Raw genomic sequence first — 8,682 nt, 5'->3', positions numbered from 1 at the left:
TTGAATTTTCTTCAAAGAAATGAAATATGTGAATAACTTTTGATTTTGAGAAAAACAAAAGAGATTTCCCTATCTTTGTAGTTAAATCTCCTTCTCTATCTTATGCATCTTCTTGGAATTGAGCATTATATAATTGTTCATAGAAGCCTTTTTTCATAATAAGTTCTTCATGTTTACCTTGTTCAACAATACGCCCATCTTTCACTACGAGTATCAAGTCAGCACTCTTAATTGTTGAAAGACGATGTGCAATGACAAAACTTGTACGCCCTTTCATAACATTATGCATAGCCTCTTGTAACATTTTTTCTAAACGAGTATCTACTGAAGATGTAGCTTCATCTAATATTAAAATCTGAGGATTTTTTAAAATAGCACGTGCAATTGTTAATAGCTGTTTTTCACCCTGAGAAATATTGTTTGCTTCCTCATTAATAATCATGTTATAGCCTTCAGGTTGTGTACGAATGAAATGATGAACATTTGCTTGTTTTGCAGCTTCTATAATTTCATCCTTTCGTGCATTTTGACGACCATAACGCAAGTTATCATAAACTGTTCCATGAAATAACCAGGTATCTTGTAAAACCATTCCAAATAAGGCATGCAAATCTTCACGACGCATATCTTTGATATCAATGCCATCAATGCGGATACTGCCAGATGTTACATCATAAAAACGCATCAATAAACTAATCAAAGTTGTTTTTCCAGAGCCAGTTGGTCCCACAATAGCAACCATCTGTCCACTTTCAATTTCAACATTAAAATCATGAATAACTTCTTTATCACCATATCCAAAATGAACATGGTCAAAACTGACTTGACCTTTTGTCTGTTCAATCACTTGTGGTACTTGTGTTTCTATTTCCTCTTTTTCATTTAAAACTTCAAAGATTCTTTCAATTGCAGCAAACGCAGACTGAATTTGTGAAGATAAGTTACTTACCTGAGAAATAGGATCATTGACCTGCCAAATATAACGAACAAATGCTTGAATCTGTCCAATTTGCATCCCTCCGCCAATAGCATATAAGCATCCCATTAATCCAACTGTCCCAATAATAATATATGTGACAAGAGAAATAGAAGGTGAAATAAGTGATGACATAAACTGAGCCTTAAATGCATTTTGACATAACTCTTCATTAATATCTTTAAATTGTTCAATTGATTTTTGTTGTTTATTAAACAACAAAATTTCATTATATCCTGTATACATTTCAGTAATAGCACCATTCAAATTTCCTAATGCTTTTTGTTGAGCAGTAAAACGTTTTTGTGATCTCTTGACAATAAATCTCGTAATCAATAATGCTAATGGAATAATCATAAGAACAACAAATGTCATTGCCACATTAATACGTGACATCATGAAAATTGCTAGTCCTAGTGATAAAACACCACCAATAATCTGTCTTAATGTCTGTTGTAACGCATTTGAAACAGTATCAACATCATTAGTAATACGACTTAATACATCACCATACTGATGAGTATCAAAATAACTAATTGGTAAATGTCTAATCTTTTCTTGTAATGCATTACGTAAATCATGCATAGCATTTTGAATAGAATTTGTAATTGTAAAAGTAAATATCAATTGTGAAATTGTTTTAATCATATAGAAAATAAACAATGTTACAATAATTTTAATAACAATATCAAATTGAATATGAGCTCCTGGTACTTTATCAGCAATTGCTAAAGCATTTTCCATTAATAAAGAGGTGATTTGTCCTTCTATTGTTGGTGTAATGGCCAAAACAATATTTGTAATAATAATCATTCCTATGGCAATAAAGAAACTCCATTTGTATGGTGAGATAAATGGACCAATCTGAGCAACTGATTTTTTAAAACTTTGCCATTTCTTATTCATAGGCTAACTCCTCCTCACTCAGCTGAGAAGCTGCAATTTCATGATAGATAGGACATGTTTTTAATAAATCATGATGTTTCCCTTTACCAACAACTTGTCCTTCGTGTAAGACAATAATTTGATCAGCATCCATAATCGTAGAAATTCGTTGCGCAACAACCAATACAATAGATTCTTTAGTTTCATCTTTTAATGCCTTTCTTAAACTTGCATCTGTTTTAAAATCCAATGCACTAAAAGAATCATCAAAAATATAAATTTGTGGCTTTTTAATAATCGCTCTGGCTATACTTAAACGTTGACGCTGACCACCAGACACGTTCGTTGCACTTTCTGTAATCACTTCATGAAAGCCTAATGGCTTTTCCATAATAAAATCATACCCTTGTGCAATGCGTGCTGCATGAGCAACCTCTTCATCAGTTGCATCTTCTTTTCCATAACGAATGTTATCAGCAATTGTTCCAGTAAAAAGCATTGCTTTTTGAGGAATAAAGCCTATTTTATCACGCAGTTCTTTCATCGAATAATCTTGTATATTGATTCCATCAACTGTAATCTTTCCACAACTCACATCATAAAAACGTGGAATTAAATTAATTAATGTTGATTTACCTGAACCTGTACTACCAATGAAAGCAATTGTCTCACCCTGCTTTGCTGAAAAAGAAACGTCTTTTAAAACAGCTTCTTCACCATCTGGATATACAAAAGTAACATTATCAAATGACAGCGTATGTTCCTTAGAAATTGGCTGTTTAGTCACCTTTTGATGATCTTGAATGATAATATCAGAATTTAAAACTTCTTGAATACGTTTGGCTGAAACAGCTGCACGTGGATACATAACAAAAACACTACAGAACAATAACATTGAAAACATAGCATGGAATAAATAGTCCTGAAATGCAACTAACTTTCCAACTTGTAAAGTTCCTGCCCCAATCATAGTTGCTGCAATATAAAAGATAAATAAGATTGCTATATTCATAACTAAGAAAAATATCGGATCAGCAGAATTCATTAATTTAAAGATTCTTTTTGTATGACCAGTAAACTCACTGTTTGTATCATTAAATCTTGCTTGTTCATAATGATCATTATTAAAAGCACGTATTACCTTAATTCCAGTTAAATTTTCTCTAGAAATACGATTTAAATGGTCAAGTGAAGATTGCTGTTTTTGCGACATTGGTTCAGACACTTTTGCAACAATAATGACGCCAATAATAATTAATGGTAAAGTTGCAACAATAACCAAAGACAAGTCTAAAGATGTTTTTAATGTCATGAAGAATGACACCGCAATCATAACTGGTGTCAATAAAGCAGTTCTCAAAATCACATTAACAAATAACTGAATTTGGAATGCATCATTATTTGTACGTGTGATTAATGAAGAAATTCCAAATTTATTAAATTCACTTGGTGAAAAATCTTGGACTTTTGTAAAAATATCATTTCGAATATCACGTGTAATTGATGTTGAAATTTTCGCACAACAATACCCGAGTAAGATTGTTCCTAGAACTCCAGCAATTGATATTGCAATGGCAACACCCCACATCATATAAAGATATCCTTTATCTTCAGTGGCAACTCCAATATCAATCATATTAGCTATGATTGTTGGAAGTCCTAATTCAACAAGTGCAAACCCAAAGACAGAAATGACATTGAGAACAAGTAACTTTTTATACTTCAATAAGTATTTTAATATTAATTTCATATTTTCCCTCCTTGCCGTTTTGACTTGATTACTCTATAATAAACTATAAGGTTACCTTATAGTCAATAGGAGAATGAAAAAATGTCAGAAAATCGTGAGAAATACTTTACTACAGGAGAGTTTGCACGTATATGCAATGTTCCTAAACATGTCTTATTTCATTATGATGAAATTGGATTATTTAAACCATCTATTGTAAAAGAGAATCAATATCGTTATTATTCTCATCATCAGTATGATACTTTTACTATTATTACTATTCTTAAAAGTATTGGTATGTCTTTAAATGATATTAAGATTTATCTTGAAACAAGAACACCTCAATTATTGATTGACTTATTAAACGATCAAGAAAAAGTTTTAGATCAAAAAATGAAAGAATTAAAACGAGCTAAAGATTTTATTAAAACAATTCGTTCAACAACTTCACATGCTCTCCAGATTCAAGTCAATGATATTTATCTTCAATACTTTGATGAAGAATATATTCTTTGTAGTGATGATATTCACCACAAAAACAACAAAAGTTTTGAAGCTTATAATGATGAATATGTCCGTTTTTATAATAATCATCTGGATACAATGGACAAAGTAGGAACAATTCTATCAATTGATGAATTGTGTAAACAGAATTATAATACATTTCAGTGTTTATATACCCGTGTGAGAAAAAATAATCATAGAAATATTCGCATTATGAAAGCTGGTTATTACATAGTTGCATATCATCAAGGTGATTATCAAACAATTAGTGAAGCCTATCAAAGAGCACTTTCTTATGCAAGAAAGCATCATATTATTTTAGGAGAAAATGCTTATGAAGAATATGTTTTATCAGATATTGCTGTTCAAGATGAAAATAAATTTATTACCACAATCTATCTAGAAACAAATGAAAAGCATATCGAGTGATATGCTTTTATAATGCTTTGTCTTCAATTTGTTTTAAAATCATGCAAATAAATTCATCTAATGAGACAGTTGTTTGTTTTTGCTCACCATATTGACGATAAGTGACTGTTCTTTCATCTCTTTCCTTATCACCTAATACCAATTGATATGGAATTTTTTTCATTTGTGCCTCTCTAATACGATAACCTAGTTTTTCTTCTCTGTCATCTATTTCAACACGAATACCTTTAGCTTCTAACAATTTAAAAATTTCTTGAGAATAGTCTAAATGATATTCATTTTTCACTGGAATGACTTTGACTTGAGCAGGTGCTAACCATAATGGGAACGCTCCTGCAAAATGTTCTATTAAAATACCAATAAATCTTTCAATAGATCCAAAGATAACTCTATGAACCATAACTGGTCTTACCTTTTCACCATTTTGATCCACATAAGTCAAATCAAATCTTTCAGGTAAATTCATATCTAATTGAATAGTTCCACATTGCCAAACTCTTCCTAAAGAATCCTTAACATGGAAATCCAATTTAGGACCATAGAAAGCTCCATCTCCTGGATTGATCTTATAATCTTTTCCAGCCGCCTGACAGGCTGCTGCTAAAGCTGCTTCACTTTTCTCCCAAATTTCTAATTCTCCAATATATTTTTCTTCTGGTCTCGTAGATAATTCAATATCATATGATAATCCAAGCATTGAATAAACACGATCAATGAAAGCAATCAAACGAACAACTTCACTTTCAATCTGATCAGGAGTCATAAAGATATGTGCATCATCTTGAGTAAAAGTACGAACTCTGAATAAACCATTTAAAGCCCCACTTGCTTCATGTCTATGCACTTGTCCAAGTTCACCCATACGTATTGGTAAATCTTTATATGAATGTAAACCATTTTTATAGACAAGTAAGCTGCCAGGACAGTTCATAGGTTTAATAGCAAATTCACGCTCATCAACTAGTGAAGTATACATATTTTCCTTATAATTATACCAATGTCCTGAAACTTCCCATAATTCCTTAGACATCATAATAGGTGTTTTAATGAATTCATATCCTTCTTTTGTATGTTCATCATACCAGAATTTTTCTAATTCATTTCTAAGCAGCATACCATGTGGTAAGAAAAAAGGCATTCCTGGTGCATACTCACTCATCATAAATAAATCTAATTCTCTACCTAATTTCTTATGATCTCTTTTCTTAGCTTCTTCTAAAAAATCTAAATAAGCTTGTAATTCTTCTGGAGTTGGAAAACAAACACCATAAATTCTTTGCAGAACTTTATTGTCTTTATCACCTTTCCAATAAGCACCTGAATGTTTAAGCAATTTAAAATTTTTACACATTTTAACAGTTTCAACATGTGGCCCTCTACATAAGTCTACAAAATCACCTTGACGATAACATGTAATATGTCCGTCTTCTAAACCAGAAATTAAATCTAATTTGTATGGGTCATCTTTAAACATCTCCATTGCTTCTGCTTTAGAATGCTCCTCACGAATAATACGTTTACCATCTTTACAGATCTTCTTCATTTCTTTTTCAATAGCTGGAATATCTTCATCCTTAATGACTTTGTCTCCTAAATCAATATCATAATAGAATCCTTCACTCACTACTGGACCAACCCAAAATTTAGCATTTGGATATAAATGCTGAATTGCTTGTGCCAAAACATGAGCACACGAATGGTTTAACATATTTAATTGTTCATCATTTTTAAAATCAAAGTTTGCCATTTTCATTTCCTCCTTTTTATTATTAAAAAAGAGATCTCATCGCAAAGGACGAAATCTCGTGGTACCACCTTAATTTATTATCTTTCGATAACCTCTATTGTCTTAACGCGACCCAACGACATTCTCTTTCGAGTGTAGCTCATTAGGGAGTATCTTTATAAAGATTGAGAAACTTTCAGCAACCGTTTCCTCTCTAAACAATACTTATATAAAAACATATCCTAAATCATAGCTTGTAGCATTATTTTACATCAAACTATTATTTTGTCAAGTCATCTGATATTTTTGAGTTTGCTTTTTCATAATATTCTATAATTTCTCCTGCCCCATATATTAATGAAGAAATCAAAAAAGAAATAAAACAAGACCAAAGCATCAATATCATAGATTCAACACCCATCAATTGCCCAGTATTCAAGTAGGACGTATTAATCGCAATACTATATCCCTGACTTATAATATTCCCAAATAGGAAAAGATAAGCACAGACTTTTATAATTTTCGATACTTTATGAAACATATATCTCCTCCTACTTTCACAATATCATAAAAAATATGATATTATTGCTTATTTTCTCATAGTGAAAATCAATAACGATCATTTAACATTTCAAAATATTCCACAATTTTACCAAATCCATAGATAATAAGTGAAAGAACAAAATACAAAATAAGTCCATTCAATAATCCTAAAAGAGTACTCACAATAAATTGTGAACTACATTCTAATTGTATGAATTGATAAATATCTCTATACCCTTGATTAATTAGGTTTCCAAAAAAATAGATATAAGCAAATAACTTTATTTTTTGAGATGTATTATTAAACATATTCTCTCACCTCTATGCTTACAATACCACAAAGATATGAAAAAGTTATGAAGAAATCTCACAAAATAACGTTATTATTTTCACAATAAAATGCATATTTTGTCGAATGTAGTCGATAAACAAAAAAAGGACCAATTGGTCCTTACATTCATTATTTTACTGTAATTAATTGTAAATAACTTGTTGTTCCTTCGATACCTGGAGTTCCACCAGTCACTAAAATTGTTTGACCAGCATCAATTCCATTTTCTTTAGCAATAACTTCTGCTAAATTTAATAAACCTTCAGTTGTATCCATTTGTTTACATGTTACTGGTTTTACACCCCAGTTTAATGCTAATTTTCTTGTTGTTTCTCCATATGGAGTTGCAGCAATAATTGGACATTCTGGTCTATATCTTGACATTTTCTTAGCAGTAAATCCTGATTCAGTAAATGCAATAATAGCAGCAACTTCAAATTTAGTCGCAATTTCAGCTACTGACATACAGATAGCTTCAGATGCATCATCAGTTGCAGTTCTTACAGCTTTTCTATGTAAAGAAGCATAATCTAAAGTAGATTCAGTTTTTAAAGCGATTTTGTTCATAACCATAACAGCTTCTTCTGGATATTTTCCTTGAGCAGATTCTCCAGATAACATAATTGCATCAGTACCATCATAAATAGCATTAGCAACATCGCTAACTTCAGCACGAGTTGGTCTAGGATTTTCTTGCATAGATTCTAACATTTGAGTTGCAGTAATAACAACTTTACCAGCTGCTTTACATTTTGTAATCAATTCTTTTTGGATTAATGGTACGTCTTCAGCAGGAACTTCTACCCCTAAATCTCCACGTGCAACCATGATTCCATCAGCAACCTTCAAAATTTCATCCATATTTTCAACACCTTCGCTATTTTCAATTTTAGCGATGATTTGAATTTCAGGTTTACCATTTTCAACTAATACTTTTTTCACATCTAAAACGTCTTGAGCACGACGTACAAATGATGCAGCAATGAAGTTTACATCTTGTTCACAACCAAATGCAATATCTGCTCTATCTTTTTCAGATAAGTATTCAAAACCTAATTTAATTCCAGGAACATTAATTCCACGTTTGTTTTTCACTTTTCCATCATTTGCACATACACAAACAATGTCAGTACCTTCAACATGGTCAACTAATAATTCAACTTGACCATCATTAACCAAGATAAATCCACCTGGTTTAACATCTTTATATAAATCTTTATAAGTAATAGTAAAACGATCTGCAGTCCCTTCAATATCTTCTACACAGATAGTAGAAACTTGTCCTTTTTTGAAATTTGCAGCACCACCTTCAAAATCACCAGTACGAATTTCAGGTCCTTTTGTATCTAACAAAATAGCACAGTTAGTTCCAAGTTCTGCGTTCACATCACGCATAGTTTGCATTTTTGCTCCATGCTCAGCAAAATCACCATGTGAGAAATTACAACGCATAACATTCATACCAGCTAAAACTAATTTCTTTAACATCTTTGGACTTTCAGATGCAGGCCCAATTGTACAAACAATTTTCGTCTTTTTCATTTTTTCTTTCATACTTT

The 8,682-nt window shown here is 31.4% G+C and carries 7 protein-coding genes and 1 other annotated feature; of the genes, 1 reads left to right on the top strand and 6 read right to left on the bottom strand.

Translation table 11 applies throughout. The features are described 5' to 3' along the window. Positions 1 to 100: 100 nt before the first annotated feature. Complete coding sequence (locus AC5M21_RS10725; protein WP_008788251.1) at positions 101 to 1,882, bottom strand: ABC transporter ATP-binding protein; 1,782 nt, start codon at positions 1,880 to 1,882, stop codon at positions 101 to 103. Beyond that, on the bottom strand, positions 1,875 to 3,611 hold the full coding sequence (locus AC5M21_RS10720) for an ABC transporter ATP-binding protein (protein ID WP_008788250.1): 1,737 nt from the start codon (positions 3,609 to 3,611) through the stop codon (positions 1,875 to 1,877). Before AC5M21_RS10720 ends, AC5M21_RS10725 begins: the two co-directional genes overlap by 8 nt. 81 nt (positions 3,612 to 3,692) lie before the next feature. Here AC5M21_RS10720 and AC5M21_RS10715 point away from each other — a divergent pair, with 81 nt between their 5' ends. Beyond that, the gene (locus AC5M21_RS10715) at positions 3,693 to 4,523 is read left to right on the top strand and encodes a MerR family transcriptional regulator (protein WP_008788249.1); all 831 of its coding nucleotides are present in this window, start codon (positions 3,693 to 3,695) and stop codon (positions 4,521 to 4,523) included. A 7-nt stretch (positions 4,524 to 4,530) separates the two neighbouring features. Here the strand turns inward: AC5M21_RS10715 and thrS are convergent, their stop codons facing one another. The 4 genes from thrS to pyk all read right to left on the bottom strand — a co-directional run bounded on the left by thrS (position 4,531) and on the right by pyk (position 8,677). After that, positions 4,531 to 6,270: a threonine--tRNA ligase gene (thrS, locus tag AC5M21_RS10710; protein WP_017144149.1), complete on the bottom strand. Its 1,740-nt coding sequence runs from the start codon at positions 6,268 to 6,270 to the stop codon at positions 4,531 to 4,533. 41 nt (positions 6,271 to 6,311) lie between these two features. Then, positions 6,312 to 6,509 (bottom strand) — a binding site (T-box leader). A gap of 20 nt (positions 6,510 to 6,529) precedes the next feature. Then, positions 6,530 to 6,790, bottom strand: coding sequence for a hypothetical protein (locus AC5M21_RS10705; RefSeq protein WP_008788247.1), 261 nt, complete (start codon positions 6,788 to 6,790; stop codon positions 6,530 to 6,532). Between the two features lie 68 nt (positions 6,791 to 6,858). Further along, positions 6,859 to 7,101 (bottom strand): hypothetical protein, encoded by a 243-nt coding sequence (locus AC5M21_RS10700; RefSeq protein WP_008788246.1) that lies wholly within the window; start codon positions 7,099 to 7,101, stop codon positions 6,859 to 6,861. A 151-nt stretch (positions 7,102 to 7,252) separates the two neighbouring features. Further along, positions 7,253 to 8,677 carry a pyruvate kinase gene (pyk, locus tag AC5M21_RS10695; protein WP_008788245.1) on the bottom strand — a complete coding sequence of 475 codons (1,425 nt, stop codon included), beginning with the start codon at positions 8,675 to 8,677 and terminating at the stop codon, positions 7,253 to 7,255. Positions 8,678 to 8,682 lie beyond the last annotated feature (5 nt).

It is taken from the genome of Coprobacillus sp. (assembly GCF_984815275.1).
The sequence above is the reverse complement of the archived record's forward strand: the minus strand, read 5'-3'. Positions and strand labels throughout refer to the sequence as shown.